The sequence below is a fragment of the Photobacterium sp. 53610 genome (genome assembly GCF_036409375.1).
In the GTDB taxonomy this organism is placed as follows: Bacteria; Pseudomonadota; Gammaproteobacteria; order Enterobacterales; family Vibrionaceae; genus Photobacterium.
Genome location: NZ_JAXOFS010000005.1, coordinates 41,866 through 64,345, shown reverse-complemented (window position 1 = coordinate 64,345; position 22,480 = coordinate 41,866). Strand labels below are relative to the sequence as shown.

Annotated in this window: 22 protein-coding genes; 5 read left to right on the top strand and 17 right to left on the bottom strand. The window is 51.5% G+C overall.

Features of this window, described 5'->3' with window-relative positions:
* Positions 1-4: 4 nt before the first annotated feature.
* The 16 genes from SPK40_RS14230 to SPK40_RS14160 all read right to left on the bottom strand — a co-directional run bounded on the left by SPK40_RS14230 (position 5) and on the right by SPK40_RS14160 (position 16,003).
* On the bottom strand, positions 5-1,603 hold the full coding sequence (locus tag SPK40_RS14230; RefSeq protein WP_248142995.1) for a putative bifunctional diguanylate cyclase/phosphodiesterase: 1,599 nt from the start codon (positions 1,601-1,603) through the stop codon (positions 5-7).
* A gap of 286 nt (positions 1,604-1,889) precedes the next feature.
* The gene (locus SPK40_RS14225) at positions 1,890-2,660 is read right to left on the bottom strand and encodes a PEP-CTERM sorting domain-containing protein (protein WP_330960882.1); all 771 of its coding nucleotides are present in this window, start codon (positions 2,658-2,660) and stop codon (positions 1,890-1,892) included.
* Between the two features lie 242 nt (positions 2,661-2,902).
* On the bottom strand, positions 2,903-3,424 hold the full coding sequence (locus SPK40_RS14220; RefSeq protein ID WP_330960881.1) for a copper resistance protein NlpE: 522 nt from the start codon (positions 3,422-3,424) through the stop codon (positions 2,903-2,905).
* A 378-nt stretch (positions 3,425-3,802) separates the two neighbouring features.
* Positions 3,803-5,602, bottom strand: coding sequence for a pilus assembly protein TadG-related protein (locus SPK40_RS14215; RefSeq protein ID WP_330960880.1), 1,800 nt, complete (start codon positions 5,600-5,602; stop codon positions 3,803-3,805).
* Positions 5,603-5,665: 63 nt separating this feature from the next.
* Positions 5,666-6,025 carry a DUF3613 domain-containing protein gene (locus SPK40_RS14210; protein ID WP_330960879.1) on the bottom strand — a complete coding sequence of 120 codons (360 nt, stop codon included), beginning with the start codon at positions 6,023-6,025 and terminating at the stop codon, positions 5,666-5,668.
* 29 nt (positions 6,026-6,054) lie between these two features.
* Complete coding sequence (locus SPK40_RS14205) at positions 6,055-6,765, bottom strand: tetratricopeptide repeat protein (RefSeq protein WP_330960878.1); 711 nt, start codon at positions 6,763-6,765, stop codon at positions 6,055-6,057.
* A 58-nt stretch (positions 6,766-6,823) separates the two neighbouring features.
* Positions 6,824-7,726, bottom strand: coding sequence for a type II secretion system F family protein (locus SPK40_RS14200; protein ID WP_330960877.1), 903 nt, complete (start codon positions 7,724-7,726; stop codon positions 6,824-6,826).
* A 115-nt stretch (positions 7,727-7,841) separates the two neighbouring features.
* Entirely contained in the window at positions 7,842-8,708 is an 867-nt protein-coding gene (locus SPK40_RS14195; protein WP_330960876.1) for a type II secretion system F family protein, read from the bottom strand.
* A complete protein-coding gene (locus tag SPK40_RS14190; protein WP_330960875.1) occupies positions 8,705-9,964 on the bottom strand; it encodes a CpaF family protein in 1,260 nt (419 codons plus the stop codon). The genes SPK40_RS14195 and SPK40_RS14190 overlap by 4 nt, the downstream gene beginning before the upstream one ends.
* A 33-nt stretch (positions 9,965-9,997) precedes the next feature.
* Entirely contained in the window at positions 9,998-11,101 is a 1,104-nt protein-coding gene (locus tag SPK40_RS14185) for an AAA family ATPase (RefSeq protein ID WP_330960874.1), read from the bottom strand.
* A 1-nt stretch (position 11,102) separates the two neighbouring features.
* On the bottom strand, positions 11,103-12,260 hold the full coding sequence (locus SPK40_RS14180; protein ID WP_330960873.1) for a type II and III secretion system protein family protein: 1,158 nt from the start codon (positions 12,258-12,260) through the stop codon (positions 11,103-11,105).
* A gap of 14 nt (positions 12,261-12,274) precedes the next feature.
* Positions 12,275-13,297 carry a Flp pilus assembly protein CpaB gene (cpaB, locus tag SPK40_RS14175; protein WP_330960872.1) on the bottom strand — a complete coding sequence of 341 codons (1,023 nt, stop codon included), beginning with the start codon at positions 13,295-13,297 and terminating at the stop codon, positions 12,275-12,277.
* A 101-nt stretch (positions 13,298-13,398) separates the two neighbouring features.
* Positions 13,399-13,908, bottom strand: a complete 510-nt coding sequence (locus SPK40_RS14170; RefSeq protein ID WP_330960871.1) for a TadE/TadG family type IV pilus assembly protein — start codon at positions 13,906-13,908, stop codon at positions 13,399-13,401.
* The gene (locus tag SPK40_RS23015; RefSeq protein ID WP_442957580.1) at positions 13,896-14,309 is read right to left on the bottom strand and encodes a prepilin peptidase; all 414 of its coding nucleotides are present in this window, start codon (positions 14,307-14,309) and stop codon (positions 13,896-13,898) included. Before SPK40_RS23015 ends, SPK40_RS14170 begins: the two co-directional genes overlap by 13 nt.
* A 31-nt stretch (positions 14,310-14,340) precedes the next feature.
* Positions 14,341-14,541 (bottom strand): Flp family type IVb pilin, encoded by a 201-nt coding sequence (locus tag SPK40_RS14165; protein ID WP_248143016.1) that lies wholly within the window; start codon positions 14,539-14,541, stop codon positions 14,341-14,343.
* 187 nt (positions 14,542-14,728) lie between these two features.
* Positions 14,729-16,003: a sensor domain-containing diguanylate cyclase gene (locus SPK40_RS14160; RefSeq protein ID WP_330960870.1), complete on the bottom strand. Its 1,275-nt coding sequence runs from the start codon at positions 16,001-16,003 to the stop codon at positions 14,729-14,731.
* Between the two features lie 395 nt (positions 16,004-16,398).
* On the opposite strand from SPK40_RS14160, the gene ugpB reads away from it, so the two are divergent.
* The 5 genes from ugpB (at position 16,399) to SPK40_RS14135 (ending at position 21,547) form a co-directional block, all read left to right on the top strand.
* The gene (gene ugpB / locus SPK40_RS14155) at positions 16,399-17,706 is read left to right on the top strand and encodes a sn-glycerol-3-phosphate ABC transporter substrate-binding protein UgpB (RefSeq protein WP_330960869.1); all 1,308 of its coding nucleotides are present in this window, start codon (positions 16,399-16,401) and stop codon (positions 17,704-17,706) included.
* A 69-nt stretch (positions 17,707-17,775) separates the two neighbouring features.
* The gene (locus tag SPK40_RS14150) at positions 17,776-18,657 is read left to right on the top strand and encodes an ABC transporter permease subunit (RefSeq protein ID WP_330960868.1); all 882 of its coding nucleotides are present in this window, start codon (positions 17,776-17,778) and stop codon (positions 18,655-18,657) included.
* Positions 18,657-19,571, top strand: coding sequence for a sn-glycerol-3-phosphate ABC transporter permease UgpE (ugpE, locus tag SPK40_RS14145; protein ID WP_442957579.1), 915 nt, complete (start codon positions 18,657-18,659; stop codon positions 19,569-19,571). Before SPK40_RS14150 ends, ugpE begins: the two co-directional genes overlap by 1 nt.
* A 74-nt stretch (positions 19,572-19,645) precedes the next feature.
* Positions 19,646-20,728, top strand: a complete 1,083-nt coding sequence (ugpC, locus tag SPK40_RS14140) for a sn-glycerol-3-phosphate ABC transporter ATP-binding protein UgpC (protein WP_330960867.1) — start codon at positions 19,646-19,648, stop codon at positions 20,726-20,728.
* 42 nt (positions 20,729-20,770) lie between these two features.
* Positions 20,771-21,547 carry a DeoR/GlpR family DNA-binding transcription regulator gene (locus tag SPK40_RS14135; protein ID WP_248143021.1) on the top strand — a complete coding sequence of 259 codons (777 nt, stop codon included), beginning with the start codon at positions 20,771-20,773 and terminating at the stop codon, positions 21,545-21,547.
* A gap of 36 nt (positions 21,548-21,583) precedes the next feature.
* Here the strand turns inward: SPK40_RS14135 and SPK40_RS14130 are convergent, their stop codons facing one another.
* Positions 21,584-22,342 (bottom strand): hypothetical protein, encoded by a 759-nt coding sequence (locus SPK40_RS14130; protein ID WP_330960866.1) that lies wholly within the window; start codon positions 22,340-22,342, stop codon positions 21,584-21,586.
* Positions 22,343-22,480 lie beyond the last annotated feature (138 nt).

Here is a 22,480-nt window from a genome sequence, read left to right as displayed (position 1 = left end):
GGCTTCAGTGGCCCATCGCATCCGGCAGATTCACAAGCAGACGACCTGCCGCATGGCGGCTGAGCGGGTGGCCCAGCAGGAATCCCTGTCCCTGCTGACATCCCAGTGAAGACACCATCGCCAGTTGGATTTCATCTTCAATCCCCACAACTGAAACCTGCATCCCCAGACTTTCACTCATTCCCACCACGGACTGAATCAGGGCTTTGTTGGTCTCGGAGCCCGGCAACGTGCCCACACAGGCGCGGGCAATCTTCACTTTATCGAACGGGAAGTCCCGCATGATCGTCAGACAGGCATTGCCGTTGCCAAAATCATCCAGTACCAGCCCGACACCAATGTGTTTCAGATCCTGCATGATCGCCAGAACCTGATGCGGGTCCTGCTGTACAGTCTGAGCCGTGAGCTCGATTTCCAGCCGGGAAGGTTCCAGTCCGGATTCTTTGAGCGCCTGAGAAACTGAATAGCAAAAGGTGTCGTGTTTAAGCTGCTGAACAGAGACATTCACCGAGACCGTGGTTTCTTCCGGCCAGTCCATGGCTGCAACACAGGCTTGTTTCAGTACCCAGTCACCCAGTACCTGAATCAGACCAGCATCTTCTGCCACAGGTATAAATTCTTTGGATGAAACCATGCCTTCTCGCTGATGGCGCCAGCGTAGCAGCGCTTCAAATCCCTGCAACTGACGGCTCTTCAGAGCAAACACCGGCTGGTAATAAGGTTCGAGCAAATCCTGAGCGATCGCTTTTCGCAAGTCGCGTTCCAGTAACTGGCGCTGTTTGAGTTGATCATCCATCCGGGTATCAAAGAAACAGAAGGTCGAGCCGCCGTCCATTTTGGCCCGGTACATCGCCGTATCCGCTGCACGTAATAAATCGACCGGTTCGATATCATGGTTCGACATCGCAATCCCGATGCTGACGCCCGCCATGATCTGCTGTCCCCGAATGTGGTACGGCTCAGACATGGCTTTGATGATCCGCGATGCCAGTGCAGAAGCTTCATCCGGTTCCTGTCCGCCCACATGGATGAGCGCGAATTCATCCCCGCCCAGCCGGGCAATGGTATCGTGCATCCGCAGCAGATGTTTCAGGCGGCCTGCGGTCGCCACCAGCAGTTCATCGCCGACAATATGGCCGTAGGCATCATTGATCTGTTTGAATTTGTTCAGGTCCATCATCAGGACCGCGACACAGGCGTCGTTGTCACCTGCGTGTTGTAATGCTTTTTGGAGCTGTTCTGAAAAATACAGCCGGTTTGGCAGCTCAGTCAGCGGATCATGCATCGCCAGTTTATACATGGCGGCTTTGTCGCGCTCACCCGCTTTCAGTTGGTGGCGCATTGAACGCAGGCGCTTCCAGCTCAGTGCGACCAGTGCCACAGGAAGTACGAAAAGAAGCGAAATAATCGCGCCCAGCCCAAAGTTCTGATACTGCATTACCCATTGCGTGAATCGCTCGAAAAACTCGAACTGGGTAGCCAGTAGCACCCAAACAACGGCAAAAACAGACAGCTTGGCTAATGTTCTTTTCAGAAACAGTGAATGAAATAACGATAAGATACCAGCCTCACGACCAGCCCTACCCTGCGCAGATTGACTCATAAACGGATTACCTCGTCCCAAATATCACTGTCACGTGATCACTCATCGGAAATCTGTGATTGCTGTTCTCTTTTTGTTTTCCATGAAGAGATTTTTAGTTAACACGATCACATTAACGTGAAAATGACACTTTCATTTTAGGCAAATTTCCTCCTGATGTGGCACTTCTTTGTGAACAATTTCGTGATATCGCTGCAACTCCTTACAGCCATTCAATAAAAAAACCGGCGTACATCTTGCTACGCCGGAATATATGAATCACTGAGGTTCATACGGATAGTTGTGTTCAGGCCATCATTGGCTCATTTTTTATGATGTGTTTACGGCGCTGGCGCCATCCCAGCATCCCAAGACCTGTGGTCAGTAACAGCAGACTGGCAGGTTCAGGAACTGGATTCGGATAGCAGGGACCGTCATGGCCATACGTATCGTTATAATCGATACCGGCGATATAAAAATCAGACAGCAGTGTCGCAGAAATCACAAGATGGCTGACATTGTCTTCGTCATCTAAGTCCCAGTATGAGCCATCCCAGTTGAATGCGTTTGGCGTCAGCACATTCAGCAGGGAAGGCAAACCCAGCAGATTCACATTCATGCCAAGTTCTAACTCAGGAAAACCGTCATCAAACATAAGGGCTGTGCCGGATTCCAGCAGATTATAGTGATTCAGGTAAAGGCCGTTCAACGTCACAGGCTCAGCAAAACTCAGCACCACAAATTCCCAGGCGTCAATTTTGTCATCATCATCGAGCAGGGCTTCAGCAATCACTTCAATCGGGGTCGGGAGAGTATCCACACCAATCCCCTGTGTTGGCGTATGCGACAACTGGACCCGGCTTGGATTCCCAGTGACGGGAGAACCTTCAGAAAACAACCCATCAGTATCCAGAAAATATCGCCAGGCAGAAAAGGTAATGTCACCAACGGTTGCAGACTGATTTCCATCCAGCACTGAGTATGGGTTCCCGGTAAAATCAATCTGTGTCGCCGAGACACTCATTGAGCCCCCCAGCAAACCCAGGGCAAGCAGCCCGGTTTGAATTATCGTTTTCATGGTGTTGCTCCCTACCGTGTTGAAAAGTGAAGTTGTGTTCGCAACAGGAAGGTGCATCTTGTATGCCAAGTCATACTTGACTGAAATGCAATGAGTTTTACAGACTGAGTTCACTCATTGTAAAAAAGGCCGACACAAATCGGGATACTTCAGGCGGGCATGTAAAATTTACTGACGTCAAATCAGACAAACAGGCCGGAATTTTTGATTCACGGCCCGTTGATTCGATAAAACAGGGAGAATTATTGAGTACGCTGCTTACTCAGGACATACATATCGGCCAGTTCCCCGGTAATACGATGCCCCTCACGATCTAACCGGAACAACTGATTTTCACCCACGAAGAACTGAATATCATCACCACTGTCGTTGGTTAACGTGATGGTATTTCCGGCATCGTTCCAGGTGAAACTTCCCTGATGACTGAACTGGCCCTGATCATCGGCTCCCAGATAAGTCTCTGTCAGAGAGAAAGTACCATCCAGATTCAGCACCAGCACGGTTTCAATACCGGCACAGTCTGCACAAGGAATGGTGCCGGCATAAGTCCCGTTCCAGTCCAGCGAATTCCGGGCATTATGCTCTGTGTCTACATAAGCAAACTCGGGCTGCGTTTCATTCTGAGCCGAATCAGAAGTCACTGATTCCGGTTCCGATTTCATTTTCTGAGCCTGTTCACTTTCAGATGAGGTTTGTTCACACCCGACAAGAACCGCTGCCAGCCCCATACCCACAGCAAGAGTTAACAGTCGCTTCGTATTCATACTTTCTCCTGATCCTGACTCAAACGGCCTGAGAGCGATCCTGAGACACCCGGCCCTTTAAACCCGTCAAACATACTGAAAAACCAGACCGCTTAACCGGCCTGACTCGTGATGTGTGATTGGACTCGGAATGATTGAAAAAGTGCCCAAGAATTCATACCACAGTTCAACGGCATCATCATGCAACCAAAAGCGGTGAGCAAAAACAGGATTGTGGGTGTGCAATCGGTTTAATTGTTAAAAGGAAATCTTTCAATTCTTTATCAAAGGCAGTGTCTTTGGATCTGATCCACTCCAGCACTATCGCCGCGTTGGTTATTCCAGTCGACCGCTTCCAGTGTCGCCACAGAGAAGTCATTGCACCATGCATGTACGGGGTTACTGAATTAAACCGCCACCATCAACATCAATTGATGAAACGAAGACATCTGCCGTGCCGACCTGAATCCCGAGGACATTTGACAACAATGGATCAAGCACGGCCATAAACAGGCTATTCAGTAAAGTGCCGACCAGTGGCAGCACAGAGTCCGTTAATAAACTCAACACTGAGTCAATTACGTCACTGAGCAAGCCGAGATCGACAGCGTCCACCTCAGCAGTCAGCTCAATATTACTCAGTGTGTCATTCAGCGTTGCCCCAACAGGCAGGGTCAATGTCTCAACAATCTGAGGCAAATCAGCATCCCGATCAATTGTGTCACTGTGCTCAATAAAACTGGCCGTGGAAGCCGGTACATCCGCAGCTATATTCACAGTAACCGGTATATCAGTTAGCAATAATCGAACCTCAGCACCCAAACTGATCGGATCCTCGACATTACCAAAATTGGCAGAATCATTAGGCGGGCCACCATCACCAACTTTGATGTTTGCGACGGAAGGCTTCGTCGCAAAATCCAGCGTCACTCCGGCTCCCGCTCCGGTGAGCAGACAGCCATGCGCATCCAGTAAAAAGGTTTCGGCTTTCGCAACTTCTGCGCTGAGACCAATCGTACCGACATTCAGTGCAATCAACCCTAAATCCAGACCACCATCCAGTAGTGTCGCCTTAAGTTTCAGTTCCACCTGAGCCGAAGTGACCGAGGTGACGAAGCCGTCATTCAATTCTGCCGGTAACACCCCCATCTGAAACTGAGGCGGCTCAATTACTTTTAAAGCCACTACCAGTCCGGCAACACCAAGATCAACATCCAGATTGGGAATCAGCAAAAAGTTATCTTTATTCGCCGCATAAATCGCCGCTGAAACCAAATCAAACAAAGTAATTTTACTGGCCAGCGCAGCACGGTGGATCTCATCATTCATGGCATCGTTTGAGCCTGCCGCCAGCTGAATAATGTCTGACAGGGTCAGCGACAGAGCGGAAACCTTCGCCAGACTATCCAACTGGGTGAGTGCAGGCAATACATCCGCATCCAGCACCGCATATTCACTCACCGCCTGAATATTGGCTTCAATGAACTGTGCAACCGTCAGATGTGTGTCTAAAATGCCCTCTACTGTACCGGCAGATACATCCACTGCCAGCAAGCCCATATCATTCATTGCGCTGAGCAGCCCGGCCAAACGTACCTGAGTGTCTGCCAGCCCCTGATAAGATCCCACTGACAGCTCGCCTCCGAGCGCAGCTCCCAGCACTGAATTGGTCAGGCCCACATCGATGGTTCGCGACCCCACACCGAACCCGACGGACATTCGCTTCATGACCGTTGCTGATGCCGAGAGTGTGACGCGCTCATCGGAAGTCATTTGAGTCAGGAGACTTGCCGGTACCGTCTTTGTCAGGGTAACTTTCCCAGCAGATTTCACAGAATTATCCGGATCAAACTCCCATCGGGAATCGGCCTGATTGATACTAGCGGCTCCAAACAACACCTCATACTCGTTAGCATCCGGGTCAAATCCATTATTCTTCAGATTCCCTTTCATCTGTGTAATCAGCGCCTGCGCTTTATCTTCTGTACTGCCGTCAAGATAGCAGCCGCTTCTGCTGAGCGAGAGCGCCGCCAGATCGGCCTGTTTCTGTAACTGACGTTTTTCCATGTACAACCGGCCGGTATCAACTGCCAGTGACAGAAACAGCACCATGCTGATCATCAGTAAGATCAGCCCCGGCCCGACGGCACCGCGCTGTCGAGCCATGGATGACCATTGATCACCGGATGCACACAACATGATTTTGCTCCTTTCCCTGCGGGGGAATGACAGCCCTGAATAAGTGTTTCTCCTGAACGTCAGTTAACTGCCGGTAAAGTCATCTTTAATGAATTTATCCGGAATCGGATGACTGAAGCTCTGTTGCATCCGCAATTGCGTCGCCTTGGCTGCTTCCGGGGTCAGACTATCGGTCTCAGATGTCGCCATCTGACCGCGCGTCTGGATATTCAGCCAAAGCTGAGTCATGTTTTTACCTTGATGCCGGACAACAGGTTTCAACTGAGCCGTTGCTTTTTCCGGATATTCACTGATCTGACTTTGTGTCTTTTCTGTAAGGTCTTCATTCACCTTTTTCGGCGGGAAAGTTGCTGCATGCCCTGCGGCACTGCTCAGCAAGATGACACTCAGAAAAGCAATCGCAGCTGTGTTTGTCCCTTTCATCCCAGTACTCCTGTCTGTTGACTGTCCGGTTAAGATGGATCCAACTGTAACGGGTGGAAAACAGCGATGGCATCCATCATTTCTTTTTGCTCTGCTTCCCCCCATGCGAAACGGGAAGCCAGTGAGGCGGCAGCCTGTTTCTGGTTATTTTTCAGTAAAATAAACCATAAGTTTTTAGCCGCATTCGGATGATTCGGATTCAGCTCAAGGGCTGTCATCAGCTCATCTCTGGCTTTCTGATCCTGGCCGGTGACCAGCAGCAGAAATCCCAGATCATTGCGCACATCCGCCTCCACAGGGGCGGCCTTCGCTGCTTTTTCCATCCAGTCCATTGCTGCATTCATCTGCCCCTGATAGGAAGCAATCAAGCCCAGACCGTGATAAGCCTCTCCGGCAAGACAAGTGTCCGCCAAATTCCGGTATAGCCGGGCAGCTTCATCCCATTTGCCGAGTTTCCGGTAACTGTTGGCCCGCATGATCCGGACACTCAAGCCATCTTCCTTCAGCTCATCAAGCGCAGCCAGCGCCAGGTAATACTGCCCCTGCGCCATCTGCTGCTTCACCATCGCCAGCTTCATACCGTCTTTCGCAACCAGAGTTTCGCCACAGGCACCGGACTGCACATCTTTGTTGGCCGTTTCATGTGCACTCTCATCCTGCGGCGATACACTGCAACCAGTAAGCACCACCGCCAGCAAACCACTCACCCAAAAAGATCGTCCCTGTTTTCCGTTTTTCATGCATCCATCCCTGTTCATTTCCTGCTATCCACTTCCAGATCTGTTGTCCTGGCTGCTGTTAACTGCTGAATGAGTTGAGCAGCGCCATAAACCCTGGACCGGCCAGCACAACAAACAAGGCCGGAAACAGAAATATCATCATCACCACAGACATCTTGCCCGACAGTTTGGTGACTTTTTCCTGTAACTGAGTTCGCCGTCTGTCTTGCAACAGCACCGACAACTGATTGAGTGATGCAGACATATTGCCACCGGTTTCAGAGACCTGAGCCAGCATCGTGAGTAAATCCTGCATCCCGGCAGACTCGTTCACTCTGGCGATCTGACTGAAAACGGAAGCCCGCTCCTGACCCGCTTCAATTTTGCTCAACGCCAGCCTGAGCTCTTTGTTCAGTTCCGGAGTCAGATCGGACAGTTCACGGGTTAACGTGCGTAACAGACTTTCCAGCGACAGACCCACATCCCACAGAATTTTCATTACCTGCAGGCCAATGATGAGTTCTTCATCAATGATACGGGTCCGTCTGGCTGCCTTTTTCTTCAGCCACTGAATCGCGAAATAAGCAGTCCCCATCGCGCTGACCAGCATCAGACTGATTTTATGATTCAGCGTTGCTTCCGCCTGAATCAGCTGACTGGCAAAGACCAGCTGGATGGCACACCACACCGCCGCCAGACGGAACACACAGAGCGTTTGCTCACGGTTCGTGATGTAACCGGCTTTACGCATCATCTCCAGAATTTCATTGAAGTAAGAAGAGGCATTGCTGCGTTTTGTTTTTCCCCACAACCACTGCCCGCGCCGGATGACCCGCTCCCCGGCTCGCGGCCTGCCCAGCGATTTCGCCAGATTCTCTTCCACATAACGCGCTTTTTGCAGTTTCAGAGACCAGTAAATCAGCCCTGCCCCGCTCACAGTGCACAACAGGCTCGCAATAATCAGATAAGCTGTGATTGTCATGGTGTTTCTCCTGCATATTCCTTCAACACCCATTCCTCATCCCGCGCAGGAATTACGCCAGAAGAAGATCATCTCCAAACAGACGGCGGCCACCGGACAAAAGATGCCCCCATATCTACAGTGACCGGATCATCCGCCAAAGCACCAGGCCGCCGAATAACTGCGCCCCAAGCCCTGCAATCAACGCCTGACGGCCCGTTTCATCGGCCCACATCGACAACAGCTGCTGCGGATTCGTCACCAGCATATAAATCGCCATCACCGTGGGTGCCAGACCCATAATCCAGGCCGTAATCCGGGTTTCCCCTGTCATTGATTTCAGCTCCCGCTGACTGCGTTCCTGCTGATGCAGTAACTCAACAAGATTTGTGAGTGCTGCGGTCACACTGCCGCCGAACTGATGATTGACCTTGAACACAGCAGCGAGCAGCGCGAACTCTTTCACGCCGGTAATCCTTGCCTCTTTGTGAAAAGAATCGTACAGCTCCGTTCCCAGAGACATCCGCTGAACCGCGCGCTCCGCCACAGCATGTAATGGGTCATTCATGGCCTGCAGTACGTGTTCAACCGCTTTATTGAGCGACATCCCGACATGAACCCGCCGGTTGATATGGTCGATAAAGCCTGGCAGCTGCTGGAGAATCTTCCGGCGTGTATTACTTTTTTTGATTTGTCCCAGCAGCAGAATCAGACCCACCGAGCTGGCCAGTCCCATGCCCAGCCCGCTCACGCCTGTCATCCGCGCCAGCAAAAAAGGGCCGAATAAAATACAGGCGGCATAAAACATCAGACTGACCGGAGACGTACTCAGACCCAGTCGCTGCCAGCCTTCCAGCATGCGATCCCGGCTCCGTGCCTTTGGCTCACGCGGATCAACCAGATTCACTGGCTTCTCGCCAGAGTTACTCTGGCGGGTAGCGATGATCATGAGCCCACAGCTGATCAGCAACAGCAGCATCGCAATCACGATCAGGCTGTTCATCTGTCTTCTCCCAGCTTCTTGCGCAGATGCACCGACATGGCATCAACTGTCATGAAATCATCCGTCTGCGGGTGATATTGATACAGCTCCTGAATCCGGATTTTTTCATCGGCAACATCCTGGACTTCAACAATGTGAGTGATGACCCGCTTCCCGTTTGGCAACCGGGAAACCTGAACAATCATGTCGATTGCCGTTGCAATAATCTGTTTGATTAAAGACTCCGTCGACGTAAAACCAGCCAGTGTCACCATCATTTCCAGCCGCACCAGAGCGTCGCGGGGGGAGTTGGCATGCAGAGTACTCATTGACCCCTGATGGCCGGTGTTCATGGCCTGAAGCACATCCAGCACTTCAGCCCCGCGGCTTTCCCCCAGAATGATCCGGTCCGGCCGCATCCTCAGCGCATTTTTGAGCAAGTCCCGCGCCGTCACCTCGCCTTTCCCCTCAGAATTTGGCGGGCGGGTTTCCAGCCGGACCACGTGTCCGTTGCGCAGCTGCAGTTCTGCCGCATCTTCAATCGTGACCACACGCTCGCCGCTGTTGATGTAATGGCTGAGAATATTCAGCAAGGTGGTTTTTCCCGAACCGGTTGAACCACTGATCAGGATATTAAAACGGGACTGGGCACATTTTTTCAGCAGCTGATGCATGGCAAGGCTCATCGCGCCGTTCTGGATCAAAGCGTCTGCGGTGAGGCCTTCTTTCTTGAATTTCCGGACCGACAGGCATGGCCCGTCAATGGATAAAGGCGGGATCACCGCGTTGATCCGGCTGCCGTCCGGCAAGCGGGCGTCGACCATGGGATTCGACTCATCGATCCGGCGGCCAATAGGGGCGATCATGCGGCGAATCACCCGTAACACATGTTGATCATTCATAAACCGCAGAGGCACGCGGCTTAACTGACCACTGCGTTCAACATAAATCTGCTTCGGACCGTTGATGAGGATATCGTCGATTTGCGGGTCATCCAGCAAATTCTGCAACGGGCCAAATCCGACAATTTCATCCAGAAGTTCTGCCACCAGCGCCTGCATATTCTGACGCTGATTGAGTTCTTTATGCAGCTGAAAGTACTGGCGTACATAGTCATGAACATGGGGCTGCATTTCCTGCCGCTCCATTTCAAACATCAGCCCGTCTTCTTCCAGCTGCTCAATGATGTAGCGGTGTAATTCCGCTTTCAGCGCCAGTGATGATTCCTCATGCTGAATCATCACTTCCCGGCTTGGCCACAACATGTCATTTCCCATACTCACTCCTTCATTCGAGGGGATACAAACGGGCTACCAGCCAAATGAAAACTGCCAGCGGGATTTCTCCGTCGACAGCCAGAGCAACTTTTCCACGGCCTTGACGTACAACTTGAACTCCCCGCTGGGAGGAAGCAGGGTGTTGGCATTAATATCCGTGATGATCGTCCGGGAACAAGGCAGTTCCCCCCGAACCGGGAACGGCAACTGCTTCTCGATCATCTCCCGATCCGGCATCACTTCCGTGGAAAACGGCGACAACACCAGATTCACACTCCCCGGCCGGATCCCCTGTTGGTAAAGCGCTTCTGCCAGTTCGCAGCTGCTTTTCAGGCTGACATTTTTCTGATCGGCAAGCAGCCAGTGCTGGTTGCAGCGACTGAGCATGAAAAACAGCAAAGGACTGGGCGGCATACCGGTCAGATTGATCACGATGTTGCAGTAGCGGTCTTCAAGCATCTCCATGACTTCAACCAAAGCTTCCATGGTCACGGCGCCGTAGTGATCGGAAGAAGGCATACCGATGACATGAATGCCGGGGGCAATATCCAGCGCCTGTTCTGCCAGCCATTCCGGGTTGAGATAGTCTCTCTTTTCCAGCAGCGCCAAAAAATCCAGCTCACAACTGCTTCCCAGATACTCGGGCACATCGCTGTAAGGCCGTCCCAAATCCAGTAGCAGAACATCCTGTTTATTCCGGTGCTGTAACTGCCAGGCGGCGGCTATCGACAATAATGCGCCATCGCAATCATTTCGCGGCGACAGCAGCGCCAGACGAGATTCCGCATTCACGGATTCCATCTGTATCAGACGGTTAATCGCGTCGGTCAGCCCTTCGAGTTCACACCAATGCAAATGCTCACGAATGGTCTGACTTTGCTGAATACCGTGCCAGTGCGCTTCCGGTGTCAGATCCACCAGAATGACATGCCGGGGTGCAAAATGGTCCATCAAACTGTCAATGTCCGGCATCGGCCAGTCAGAAGCCACCAGAATCAGAATACGGGTCTGCTGCCACGCCAGATTGGAATTCAGATACTCAGGGGTTTCGATCCAGGTGAGTGTACTTCCCTCCGGGATTGCTTCAGTCACATCCAGCTTCGCCTGATGATCTGCTGTATAAGCCATTAACTGCATCTTAACCCTCCCCGGCAAAGCCCATCTTCACAGGAAGATCTTTGGGTTCTGCATCCAGAAAAATCAGTTCAAAAAAGTTAGGGCGGAACTGGCGGTACATCTCGCCAGGCAGCGGCGGCAGGGGTGCGTTACTGGCGAAAGGCTTCACCAGATGCGGCGTGACCACCATCATGAGTTCTTTATCATTTTCATCGAGCCGGGTTGAACGGAAGAATGCACCCAGAATCGGAATATCCCCCAATCCCGGAAACCGATTGGCATTCTTGACCGTATTTCTGCTGACTAATCCACTGATGACAAAACTTTCACCGTTCCCCAGCTGCACCGTGGTATCCGTCCGTCTCACCGTCAGGCCCGGCACCACCACACCGGCGGCCTGCACACCTTGTGAGTAATTCAGTTCACTGACTTCAGGCGCCACTTTCAGCATAATGCGGTCACCCGACATGACCGTTGGCGTCAGATTCAGCCTGACCCCGAATTCCTTAAACTCAATGGTGACATCATCATCTTTGGTGCTTTTCGGATAAGGAAACTCACCTCCTGCCAGAAAAGTTGCGGTGTGCCCGGACATGGTCACCAGACTGGGTTCAGCCAGCGTATAAGCGAATCCGTTGCTGTCCAGCGCACTCACGGTTCCCAGAAAATGATCCGCAACATTACCGATTACCAGATTGAACGAATCTCCGCTGGACAGAAAACTGCCGCGAAACCCGTTGAAATTGGCGCTGGAGATTGCACTGGCATTTCCGATCCCCCAAAACGTACCGCCGGATCCCTGCTTACCGAAGAAGAAACCCGCTTCTTTGAGCGCACTTTTACTGACTTCGACCACTTTAATGTCAGTCTGAACCTGAACATTCGAGGTCGCGACTCCGCCCGGATTCACCGCAATCCGATGGCGGACCGGCTGATCCGACCCGCGTTCCCAGATCAGCAGTGACGTGGTGCCCGTTTTTTTTCCGGTGACCAGCAGCTCGGTCGTACTGAGCACCTTCACACCCGCAACAGCAGGCTCACCAACGGCCGCCCGCTGAATACGCTTACCCGCCTGCACGGTGACCTGCTGACCGACATCCATCTGAAAATCCCGGGCCTGGCCCGCTGAAACCACACACAAAGCAGCCAAAAAACAAATTCCTTTTGTAAAGCGCAGCATTCACTTTCTCCCTGTCAGTGACTGGTGCGAACCAGCGTTCGGTTTTCTCCCTGATAGATTTCTACCCGGGGAGCTGCATAACGGTATTTCACAGGCGCCGGTTTCTTGACTTCCACTTCAGCTTCCCGGTATCCGCCCAGAGTTTTCAGCGAAATAACATAGCTGTCATCCGGTTTCCCTGTTTCAACTTCCCGGACTGTCGAATGGCTGGGCGCGGTGAACATCGCAGTGGGAATCACGGGTGTGATACTGGCTGTTTTCTGAGAAGAGACACTGACTTTGGGTCCCAGCACAGGAACCGGGGAGTGTGCAATCTGGCTTTCAGAGATTTCTGATGCCACGACAGGGATGGCATGCTCCTGGGTACCGACCACAGCAAGACGCAGCTGACCTGTATTTTCAGCCAGCAGTAACTGCGGTGTATCGCTGGCAGGGACGGCTAGAACGACAGTTCTGGCCTTATCATTCACGGAAGTTTTTTTGTCGGGCTTTTTCCCGTCAAAACTCAGCTCATCTCCGACTGCCAGCACTTCAACGTTGCTGAGGATCCGGCGGGCGGTACTGTTGATTCCGGACTCTTTATTCGCGCGCAGCAAAAAAATCACATCCACCCGGTAACCCGGATGAAGATGGCCGCCAACAGCAGTCAGCTCACTTGCCTGAATGGCAATCGCGCGATACCCCTGCGGCAGAGACTGGGCAACCGGCAGGTGCCCCTGCAATAAAGCTGACTGGAGACGGGCGCCTTGAACAACAGGCAGTTTCAGCTGCCGGCCGAGAAACGGGGTGATCTCACGAATGTCCAGTGCCGTTGCATCCGTCACCGCCGTTGCAACCAGCATGTCCTCGTGCAGGACTGCGTTCTGCGGAACATCCCGGGCAAAAGTCCACACCGTGACCGCAGGTTTGTCGACCTTCGTTACCGAAGCAGCGGTCTGGGTCGAAGAACGACCGCTCAGACTGACGCCATACCATCCAATGAGTAATGCCAGCACTAACAACACGGCGGCAGCAATTTTTAATGTGCGTCCTTGCATGTTTCCCTCACTGTAACTGACTGACATAACTGAATCCGAACTGAAACAACTGAATCCAAACTGAAACAACATTGGCGCCGAAATACAGCTTCCTTTCAGAATTACAGGCTCAGTGTTGCCGTTGATTTCAGCTCATCCGGAACTGGCAGGCCAAAAGACGGTAAGAAAGGATATTTTTTATAGTTATAGGTGATGGTGACTTTACAGCAAACATTTCCCGGCTCGGTTACATCCACATTGAATAATGAAACAGTCGTATCATTTTCAGCCCAGGTCGTATCCAGACTTTGACCAAATAATTGACCTAATCCAGAATCCGCATCGGTATAGCGTTGAACCACTTCTTTCGCAGACTGTTCTATTTGTGACTTCAGGGTTGCAGTATCACAGGACCCGCCGTAGTAGCAGTTTGAGTCGACATAAGAAATACTGCTTCTCAGTGATTCTTCCGCTGCGTAATTAAACATCTGAACCGAAACAAATATCAGGCTGTATTGTGCAATGGCATAAAGAATCATGAGGATTAAAGGTGTCAGCAGAATCGCTTCTAATGCTGCGGCACCTTGTTGATGTTGCTTTGTTTTTCCGGCTCTGTTCTTTACACAATCCATAGCGACACCACCACTCCAACCAATAAACTTGGTACAAAGGGGGCTTCTTTCTGGTCCCGTACAAACAGCCACCAGAATACAGCGAAGCAGAGAAAACTATAAAGCAGGATGTTCAGGATGACATCAAACGAGCTGATCACAGATAAAGCCAGTAATATTTTCACATCTGCGGCTCCGAACAAACCTTTATAAAAAAAAGGTAAGGTCAGGAAGCACACGAAAAAAAATGAAAATAAGTTAGTAATTCTCCAACCTTCGAGTTGAATATCAACCTTGTTCAGTAAAAAAAACAAAACGCCAAAAATAAATAAAACAACTAAAAAATTATGAATACGATGCTCCTTTAAGTCTTGCGCTGAACACAATATAAGTAAAACAATTAATATACTTTGTAATATCAAACCACATACTCTAACGATAAATTAACCAGAACTACTGACTAGCACTACTCACAGTTGTAGATAATTTAGTACCGGCTTGAGATATTACCCCTGGTAAATCTAGTGCTATTATGGCCCCAGCAACCACCGCAGCAATTAATACATATTCGATTGCAGATGCCCCTTTTTCTTCATGAATCAGCCGATGAATAAAGTTACTGACATGAATCCAACCCAAAGTCATATATTTCATGTGAATTCCCTCTCTTCAATTCACCATTGCGTGGCCGCAATTTTTACGTCTCTCTGTCTCAAATTTTAGAATCTAAAAAAAAATGTGTGAAAAAAATATCTGTTTTGGTAGGACTTTTTTTTCATAAGTCGTGCTTTTTTATCATCCGGGGCACTTAAAACCATCAGATCGTCATCTTTTTGACGATTCATTTGAGTCCAACGGCCCGTTTCGCCTGCAGATCGACCACCAGGTTCATTCTGTCTGCACTCTGACTGATCTCGTCCAACTGGGGATCATAATGGGCAAACTGGCGCTTTCCTTTACGTTTCGCCTGATACATCGCCGAATCGGCCAGCTTCAGTAAAGTCTGTGCATCTTTCGCGTTAAACGGATAACGGGCAATCCCGATACTGGCCGACACCCGACACTGGTTTTCTCCGAAGTTGAAGGGTTCTGTCAGCGTATGCAGCAGTTTCTCTGCAATGGCCTCCATCCGGTAAGTCAGCTCTTCATCGTGATCTCCCCAGGGGAGAATCAGGGGCGCCCGTCTGTCCGGCTCATCCTCAAAAATCTTCTCTTTGCTGATCTGATTGATTTTGACTGCGTACTCACCCAGCGGCACCCAAACCACAAACTCATCACCGCCCAGCCGGAAGACTTCGTCTTCAACCCGCAAACAACCCCGCATTCGTTTTGACGCATGAAGCAGCAAGGCATCGCCCACATCGTGCCCCAGCGTATCGTTGACCTGTTTGAAGCCATCAAGATCGATAAACATCAGGCCAAAAACCTTGTTGCTCATGTCCGGGGCAGAAAAAGCCGCTTTCAGCACCCGGTTCAGAGCACGAGTATTCGGTAAACCCGTCAGTTTATCCTGCAGCGCGGCCTGTTCCATTTTGCGCTGTCGTTCGATCACATCAGAAATATCGCGCTGCGTTCCGATTAAGCGGGATGCATCATTGATGAGTCCCTGTACCACCAGCTCCAATACTCGGGGCTGACCGTCTATCGGATCGATCATATCAATGAGTAAAGTCTGCTGTTTATTTTTGCCGGCCAGCTGCTTGAGCCGGAAGACTTTCTCATCGTCGCCGTCTTTCAGCCGGATAATCCAGTCTTTCAGCGACAACCGGCTGCCGACACGAATGCCGTAAAGATCATAAAGATAGGGACTCCACTGAAGCGTGTCATTGCTGACATCCCACTCCCAGACGCCAATCCCGGCCACAGACGTCGCCAGACTCATTCTCTGGTTGGCACGCGCAAGCTCACGATGAATACGGGAACGACGGTATCTTTGTTTCCAGACGAGACTGATCACAGACAAGCCCAAAGACGCCAGAACCAGCACGGCCAGGACCAGCCAGATGACAGGGAATGATACGTGAAGTGAGAACACCTCCAGCCATGAATCCTTGAGGCCAGCAAGGCTGCCAACCTGATCAAAGAAGGATTCCAGATTCAACTTCAACAACTTCATGATCGTCGTACACTTCCATTTGTATCTGATGCTATTTCGCAGGGATCCAGACACATCACGCTTAATCGGCTCTTTCCGGCCGCTTTCACTCGATGGGCAATCAGATTTTCCTGCTGGCGGTAAATCTAACCTAGTTCAAGCTGTTGATGATTTCCAAAATAGCGTGATTAGAATTTCATTTATGCCAGATAGGTATCACTTTTCCGGAGGACAGGCAGACCGAGAAAACTTCGTCAATTCAAAAGCTTTTCACGCGTCATCAAACTGACATCTGCCATCAACATCTCTGCAATAAAGCTCACTCACTATACAGCCAACGAAAGCAACTGACTTTCGAACGAAACCCAGAGATACCCGAGTAAGCTTCCATTCACACTGATTAACAGGGAAACAGCATGAATAAGTTAAAGACTGTGCGCGCACTGGTCATGGCCGTTGCAGGTGCCAGTTTTGCCGGCTCAGCATGGGCAACGACCGAAATTACCTGGTGGCATGCCATGGGCGGAGAACTTGGCGAGACCGTGAACCATCTGGCGAAGGAGTACAATGCCTCACAGGATGAATACAAAATCGTACCGGTTTACAAAGGTACTTATGTTGAAACCCTGACTGCAGGGATCGCCGCCTTCCGCGCCGGAGAAGCGCCGAATATCCTGCAGGTCGCAGATGTGGGTGCCGCCACCATCATGAACGCACCGGGCGTCGCCAAACCCGTCCAGGATATTCTTGTCAGTGCCGGATACGACTTTAACAGCAAGGATTACATCGCCGGGGTACGCAACTTTTACGCCGATAATCAGGGCAAGATGATTGGCATGCCTTTCAACAGCTCGACCCCGGTGCTGTACTACAACAAAGACATTCTGAATAAAGTCGGCGTTCAGCCGCCCAAGACCTATGAAGATCTAGAAAAGGTTGCTGCCAGGCTGAAAGACAAAGGCTATGCCGGTTTCTCTCAGTCGCTGACCCCCTGGATTATGTTTGAAAACTTCAAGTCCCGTCATAACCTGCCGCTGGCCGACAGAAACAACGGCTATGAAGGTCCGGCGACCAAGCTGATGTTCAACACGCCGGACATGCGCATGCATTTCCACAAACTCAAAGAGTGGGAAGACAAAGGCTATTACAAATATTACGGTTCAGACTGGGATGCTAACCAGACCCCGTTTGAGCGCCAGGAAGTGGCCATGTGGATGGGTTCTTCCGGTTCTTTCGGCGGCCTGCGTAACCGCGTGAAGTTTAACCTGGGAACCACCTATCTGCCCTACTGGGATTCCATCAATCACAATGCCGGCCGTACTTTCATTGGCGGTGCCGCCCTGTTCGCTCTGAACGGACACAGCAAAGCGGAAGAAAAAGGCGTCGCCAGCTTCTTCCATTACCTGACCAAAGCCGACACTCAGGTGTTCTGGCACAAAGCGACAGGCTATGTACCGGTCACTGAAGCCGCTTACGAGCAGGCCAAAGCATCGGGCTATTACAAGAAGCAGCCGGATGCCGAAATCGGCGTGAAACAGCTCAGCCTGCCTGGTGGCGGCTGGACCAGAGGCTACCGTTTAGGTTTCTACCCGCAGATTCAGCAAATCATGCACCGCGAGTTCGACAACATTTTCGCGGGCACCAGCACCGTCGAAGACAGTTTCGACAAAGTTGAAAAAGAAAGCCAGGTGCTGCTGAAACGTTTTGCCCGCACCGTGAAATAACGTGCCCTCCCCGCAGCGCGGTGACTGACCGCGCTGTGTACTGATTTCTTCACCTTCAGTGAGACGACCGTGGAACGCCGACAACAATTCCATCACTCGGGTGTGCCGTATCTGATGCTGGCTCCCCAGATCCTGATCATTACCATCTTCTTTTTCTATCCGGCTGCGCAGGCGGTATATCTGTCGTTCATGCTGGAAGATCCCTGGGGACTGTCCAGTACCTTCATCGGGTTCGAAAACTACCAGATGCTGTTCAACTCATCGGAATACCTGAAATCCATCGGATTTACGCTGCTGTTTTCATTCACCGTTGCCCTGCTGTCACTGGCCCTGGCACTCTTGCTGGCCGTGAAAGCCAACAACATCCGACGCGGGCAGAGCGGTTACAAAGTGACACTGACCTGGGTTTACGCAGTCGCTCCCGCAGTCGCCGGTATCATGGGTAGTTTTCTGTTTAACCCGCACTTCGGCACCTTTACCGACATGTTCGCAATTTTTGGCTGGGATTTCAGTTACCAGACCAGTGCATTTGATGCCACCTTCGCCTTGATCATTGTTTCGGTCTGGAAGCAGGTGTCCGTGAATTTCGTCTACTTTCTGGCGGGCCTGCAGTCAATCTCGCATTCCGTCCGCGAGGCTGCGGAGCTGGACTGCCCGTCCGACAGGCGCAGGTTCTGGACCATTACTTTCCCATTGCTGGCACCTACCGGTTTCTTCCTGCTGGTGATCAATCTGACTTATGCCTTCTTCGACACCTTCGGCATCATCGACACCATGACCTCAGGCGGCCCAGGTGGCAGTACAACCACCATGGTCTACAAAGTCTTTCAGGATGGTTTCATCGGCGCCGACTTAGGCGGCAGCTCAGCCCAGTCCGTCGTCCTGTTGCTGCTGGTGTTAGCACTGACTTACTTCCAGTTCCGTGTCATAGAACGAAAGGTACATTACTGATGCACACGACTCAGACAAGCCGGATTCCGGCAATTCCGACAAAGAAACAACACGAGAATCGTTCGGTTTCCCTGCACCGCAGTCAATGGCTGGATCACCTGATCCTACTGGCAGGCATGGCGTTCATGCTGGTGCCGGTCTGGCTAATCTTCGCCAGTTCAACCCACGATCCGAACACCATCATCAGTGATGGTCTGCAATGGCTGCCGGGAGACCGCTTTCTCTCTGTCTATCAGGAAGCCTGGCAAAGCAGTATCGGATTCAGCCAGGACGTCAATGCCAGCACCATGATTATGAACTCCATGATCATGGGACTGGGGTTTGCCATCGGTAAAATTATCATCTCCATTCTGGCAGCCTACGCACTGGTTTTTTTCCGGCTGCCTTATGCCAGCCTCTGGTTTGGGCTGATCTTCATCACCCTGTTACTGCCGCTGGAAGTCCGGATTATTCCGTCTTATGAAGTGGTGGCGAACCTTGGCATGCTGAACTCCTATACCGGACTGATTCTGCCGCTGATTGCTTCTGCAACCGCAACATTTTTCTTCCGTCAGTTTTTCAAAACAATCCCGGATGAACTGCTGGAAGCCGCCCAGCTCGACAATGCCGGCCCCTGGCGTTTTCTGGTAGACATTCTGCTGCCCCTGTCTAAAACCATGATGGCAGCCATTTTCATCATCATGTTTGTGGTGGGCTGGAACCAGTATCTGTGGCCGATCATGATCACCACGGATGAGGCCTACAACACCATCGTCATGGGGATCAAACAGATCCTGAGCAACATTACCGAGTCCCGCCAGCCGCGTTACGACTACGCCTTCGCCATGGCCATTCTTGCCATGCTGCCCCCGGTACTGGTGGTTGTCATTTTTCAGCGCTGGTTCGTCAAAGGGCTGGTGGAATCCGAGAAATAACCGGCGGGAGACAGTGTCTCCTGCCCTGCCAAATCACGAAAAACATGATCACAAGATATGAGCACGAGAAAAGCATGCTGAAACTGAATCAATTAATCAAAACTTACGAGAACGGCCATCAGGCAGTCAAAGGGATCAACCTGGATGTGAAGGCCGGTGAGTTTATCGTGCTGGTCGGGCCGTCCGGCTGCGGAAAATCCTCCATTCTGCGTTCCATTGCCGGGCTGGAAGCCATCACCAGCGGCAGTATTGAACTCGACGGTCGCCGGGTCGATCCGATCAAACCGGCCGCACGGGATATCGCGATGGTATTCCAGAACTATGCGCTCTATCCGCACATGACAGTTTACGACAATCTGGCCTACGGCCTGAAAAACCGGGGGGTCGAGAAAAGCCTGATTGACAGCAAAATCCGCCGCGTGGCAAACACACTGAAAATTGAAGATTACCTCGACCGGAAACCCGCCAAACTGTCCGGCGGCCAGCGCCAGCGGGTGGCGATGGGACGTGCGATAGTTCGTGATCCCAAGCTGTTTCTGTTTGACGAACCGCTGTCGAATCTGGATGCCGCCCTGCGCGCCCATATGCGGCTGGAAATCAAGAAACTGCAGCGCGAACTCGGGGTCACCAGTGTATATGTCACCCATGATCAAGTCGAAGCCATGACCCTGGCGGATCGCATTGTGGTCTTAAATCAGGGCAACATCGAACAGGTGGGTACCCCTTCCGAAATCTACCACCAGCCACAAAGCGAATTTGTCGCCGGTTTTATCGGCAGCCCGGCCATCAACCTGTTACCGGCAACCCTTTCTGGCGGTCAGCTGGTTCTGACCAACGGTCAGATTTACAGCCTGCCGGCGTATGCCCACCTGCCGGACCAAAGCATCAAAGTCGGGATCCGTCCGGAGCAGCTCAGTCTGGCAACCGATACACACCCGCTTCGGTTAGAACTGGACGTTCAGGTTGTCGAACCACTGGGTCCGAATCAGCTGGTCCACGGTCAGTTACTTGGCCAGATGTTCACGGCAGTGACACCGGAACAGCCGCTGGCCTTACATCAGTCGCTGGCAATTTATGTCGATCCGGACAAACTGCATCTGTTCGACAGTCAGGGGCAACGCCTGTTACCTGCAACACCACAAGCAATCGCCAGTTAAGTCAGCGTGTTGGCCAGCCATCAGGCTGGCCCTGGAGTTCAAGTGAAACTATCTTCCCGCCAGCAGGCAATTCTCGACCATCTGCAACAGCATCCGGGGGTGCTTTCCAGCAACACCCTGGTGGATCAATTTCAGGTCTCAGTTCAGACCCTGCGTAAAGATTTCAATGAACTTGATGCGTTAGGGCTGGTTCGTCGGGTCCACGGTGGCATTCTGCTGCCCGGCAGCCAGGATAATCTGTCATTTGCCAATCGTGACACCTTGCATTCCGGTGCCAAACAAGCCATTGCACGGCTGGTGGCCAGCTGCTTACCCGAAGGATGCAGCCTGTTTCTCGGCATTGGTACCACCCCCAAATATGTCGCGCAGGCCCTGCTCGACCATCCGGGCCTCACGCTGGTCACCAACAATATTCAGGCAGCCCTGACACTCAGCCTCAACCCTAACGCCACCATTCACCTGGCCGGAGGCATGCTCAGAGCGAAAGACAAAGATACGGTTGGTGAAGTGACCACTGACTTTTACCGCAGCTTTCAGATTCAGTACGGAATCTTTGGCGTTGGCGGGCTAGGACAACAAGGGGAACTGCTGGACTTCAGTCCGGAGGAAGCCGCGCTCTCCCGCGCCATCATCAGCCAGAGCGAGCAATGCTGGCTGGTTGCCGATACCAGCAAACTGGGTCGCTATGCGCCGGTGATCAGCGGCCAGCTTCATGAAATGGACGCCATGTTCATTGATCAGCCCGATGCGGCCATTGAAGCGCTCTGCAAACAGTATGAGGTTCATCTGTGGACGGCGGCAAACGGATTTACAGTGTAAAAGCAGCCCCTTTTACCGAAAGATACCAGATTCGTTTTATTGGACAGATCCCCCTGAAGGGCGCTTGAACTGCGCATATTCCCGTACGATTCGAGTTTGGATCGGTGCATCCGCCTGAATGTCTTGTAAGCTCATTTTGTATTCCATGCCATCACCACAAAATGCCGTAATGTTCCACCCTTCATATCTGGCCGCAGAGCGGACACTCGGACATATTTTTCGGGCGACCAGACGCTCTGCGAATGTCTCAATCAGTTGCTGTTCAGCATCATCCATGGCCCTGATATTCTGATACCTGATTCTTGCTTTCATATCCGGGAAGTCAGAGACAAGCTTCACATCAGATGCGGGGAGCGTATACACCTTGCTGTGGCCAGTACTTTTATCCACATAGATGTAGTCTCCGGCAAACGCGCTGTCTTCTCCGGCCAGATAAACTGCCGAATAAAAAGAAGGGGTGGTTGGCCAGGATACCGTCATCACATGATTGCCTACCTGTTTTGAACTTTGCTTCACTGATTTCTCTTCCCCAATGTACAAATAGGGGCGCTCACGAATCAAATCATAGTTTTTGAATACACGATCGATTTTTTCCAACCGGGCAGAATACTCTGCATCACTTTCCGGTTGGTGCACAATCTGAAAATCATTCTGATCAAGTGGCGTTGCGCTGATCAAGGGCGATTGATTCATCATAAAACGAGATAATTCCAGCTTGTCCCCCAAAAGGCTATCTATCCCATATAAGACGCAAAGACTCCCAATCAAGACCAACAAATTTTGATTGATTTTCACACATACTCTCCCAGACACAGTAAAACTGACATGCGCTCTATTACCCAATGGCATGGCGGCTTTCATGCGAAAAGATTAAATCTGATTCATATCCCCGCAACCATGCATCACTGCCTGCGGAATAAATGTGTCCGACAT